Source organism: Nodularia chucula CCY0103 (assembly GCF_963923915.1).
GTDB lineage: Bacteria > Cyanobacteriota > Cyanobacteriia > Cyanobacteriales > Nostocaceae > Nodularia > Nodularia chucula.
This window is the reverse complement of sequence record NZ_CAWUOL010000181.1, coordinates 1-1,720: the sequence shown is the minus strand read 5'-3', so window position 1 is coordinate 1,720 and position 1,720 is coordinate 1. Positions and strand designations below refer to the sequence as shown.

At 42.5% G+C, this 1,720-nt stretch carries 3 protein-coding genes; 1 reads left to right on the top strand and 2 read right to left on the bottom strand.

Annotated features, from left to right (window positions below; all coding sequences use genetic code 11):
• Positions 1–90 precede the first annotated feature (90 nt).
• The gene (locus tag ACM0OP_RS24040; RefSeq protein WP_414530925.1) at positions 91–771 is read right to left on the bottom strand and encodes a DUF6745 domain-containing protein; all 681 of its coding nucleotides are present in this window, start codon (positions 769–771) and stop codon (positions 91–93) included.
• A gap of 11 nt (positions 772–782) precedes the next feature.
• Positions 783–1,115, bottom strand: coding sequence for a hypothetical protein (locus ACM0OP_RS24035; protein WP_414530924.1), 333 nt, complete (start codon positions 1,113–1,115; stop codon positions 783–785).
• Positions 1,116–1,252: 137 nt separating this feature from the next.
• Here ACM0OP_RS24035 and ACM0OP_RS24030 point away from each other — a divergent pair, with 137 nt between their 5' ends.
• Positions 1,253–1,696: a hypothetical protein gene (locus ACM0OP_RS24030; RefSeq protein WP_414530923.1), complete on the top strand. Its 444-nt coding sequence runs from the start codon at positions 1,253–1,255 to the stop codon at positions 1,694–1,696.
• The last annotated feature ends 24 nt before the right edge of the window (positions 1,697–1,720 follow it).

The following is a 1,720-nucleotide window of genomic DNA, read 5'->3' as shown; positions in this document are numbered from 1 at the left end:
CTGACCCTGAATCTCTTTATTTCTCTGGCTTTTGGCTTTATTCAGCAAACCCTAATTAGTTTCACGCAGAGTCGCAGAGTCGCAGAGAGTTTACGTTTCAATTATGGGATGATAGTCGTCTGGGTTAGTATAGCCTGCAATCCAAGCTGCGGCCTGATGACAATTTCTAATATGTGGGGGGACGCGCAAAACATGAATATGTCCTGTGGATGGACAGGTGACTTTTAGCACCATTAGTGGTTCGTCGTCTTCAAAGGGGATGTAAATAAGTTGACGTTCCCCACCTGCATCTTGATCGCGATCGCGCACCAAACCCCCCACTTGCTGCAATAATGTCTCATATCCCAAACGCTCAATTAAGACACGGCGTAACTCCACATTCTCGATGTTCAGTATATCTTGTCCCGTGAGAGAGTCTGAGCGAAAAGCAATGTCATCTGTGACTCGCACACCCCGCCAGCGCAAAATAAAACCATGTCCCGGTAGTAAATTGGTAATTCCACTTCCAGCTAATTCAATTCCATGGGTGACATGAAGACCTGGGGGAAGGCTAGTTAAGTTTATACAGTCGCTAATATCTAGACTTTCACAGGTGAGATTTTCTGGTAAGTTATAAATCTCCGATGCGCCACTTAAATTCAAATGTCCTAAAACCCGCATTCCATCCCAGGCGCGATGTTGTAAAATCAGTTTTCGCCCTAATTCCGGCGATACAGGTTCATTGGTGGGGCGTTGCTTAACTGGTTTTTTGGGGATACGCCCGTTTGACATGAGACTCCGCATTAGTCCTCTACCTCTACATAAGCATCAGGACGGTATTCTCGTTGTTTCCAAACGCGGTAAAACCCTTGGGGTAATTCAATGGCGCGATGTTCTTCATGAATTAAGGTAGCACTGGGTGCTTTGACTTCCAGAAATAATTCACTCCCATTCACCCACAATTGTACAGCTTGGCTTTGCTGAATCCGATGGCTATGTCCAGTAATTTCACCGTGAGCCAGGGTAGCACCTGTCCGCTTTTGTATACCTGCGGGTAAAGTGGAAATTTGCCTGATGAGAACGTCACCATGTCTGTAAAGCATATCAGTTTGGGGTTGGTTGCGATCGCCATACACTTTCTAATTTTATACTGGTTTGGGGGTTAGTTCACGCAGAGGCGCAGAGTCGCAGAGAATTTCAGAGTTGACATTACATTTATACTCGCTTAATTTTAAACAAATAATCTAAATAAACTACGTGAAATTGCTGAAGTATGAATAATCCAGATTTTTTCAATGATGAACTTCTCGAAAAATTAATTGAAACATTTTATGGCTACGGTAATTTCCAAGGAAAGTATTGGTTTATTGGAATGGAAGAAGCAGGAGGAGTAAACTTTAAAGATATTGACAAGAGAATTAATATATGGGGAAAGAGAGGACAACAGGAAATAGAAGATGTTGCAGAATATAATGAAGCTCTGGGATATGGGGCAAGTTTTAAGCCAGGTGCAAAATTAGATGTGCCAGTATGGAGGGCTTTAATTCGCATTGCATTAAGTGCCGCAGGAAACCAAAATATTGATATAGAAGATGTCCGTAAATATCAAATTAATGAATTAGGCAGAAAAGACAAGGAAACTTGTTTGTTAGAATTATTACCTTTACCGTCACCATCTCTCGCTCATTCAGGGTCAGCGCATCTCAAACCCTGTTGACAAGAGGACTTGCCTAATCAGCAA

Excerpts from the sequence above, each read along its gene's own strand:
- ACM0OP_RS24040 (WP_414530925.1), bottom strand. The coding sequence starts at position 771 with ATGTCAAACGGGCGTATCCCCAAAAAACCAGTTAAGCAACGCCCCACC.
- ACM0OP_RS24030 (WP_414530923.1), top strand. The coding sequence starts at position 1,253 with ATGAATAATCCAGATTTTTTCAATGATGAACTTCTCGAAAAATTAATT.